The 591-nt window shown below is 62.6% G+C and carries 1 protein-coding gene; it reads right to left on the bottom strand.

The window, feature by feature from the left end:
* A partial coding sequence (locus J0A90_RS18575; protein WP_207037426.1) for a hypothetical protein occupies positions 1 to 591 on the bottom strand: 591 nt, incomplete at both ends.

Raw genomic sequence — 591 nt, 5'->3', positions numbered from 1 at the left:
ACCATTTTCCGCCAGGCCGTAAATCTCGCCGTTCAGGCTCGCCACGACCGTCGTGGTCGCATTGCCCTGGGCGTCGGTGCGGATACTGCCATCATTGTTCAACGCCACCTCGAGCACGTTCCCGCTCGAGTCGGACAGGTAGAGATGGTTGCCGACATACTGCAGATCGCCGCCCGCCGTGAAGCCCGTCTCGGCAATCTGGGTCGCGACCAGCGTCGTCGGGTCGATCGAGAACAGTCCCGGCGTCACGAAGCTGGCAGCAATCAGGTTCCCATCCGGCATGAGGGCCAGCGAATTGACCTGCGACAGGCCCGATACCTGGCCAAGCTCAGTCGCCGTCCCCGTCCCTGCATCGATGCTGTAGAGCATCGAGGTGTCTAGCGAGACGCCATAGAGGGTGCCGGATGTGGCGCTGGAAGCGATGTCGCCCAGCCCGGTAACCACGCTGTCGCTGCCATCCTTGATCGCTACACTGGTCTGGCTTCCCGTGGCCAGATTCCAGGTCTCGAGCGCGCCTTCACCGCTCGCGAAATAGACCAAGCCCGGCTTGAGCGTGACTTCATTGGTATCCGGTCGTGCCACCGGATCATC

It is taken from the genome of Salinicola sp. DM10 (genome assembly GCF_017306975.2).
In the GTDB taxonomy this organism is placed as follows: Bacteria; Pseudomonadota; Gammaproteobacteria; order Pseudomonadales; family Halomonadaceae; genus Salinicola.
Note: the sequence above shows the minus strand (reverse complement) of the source record. Positions and strands in the feature narration are given on the sequence as shown.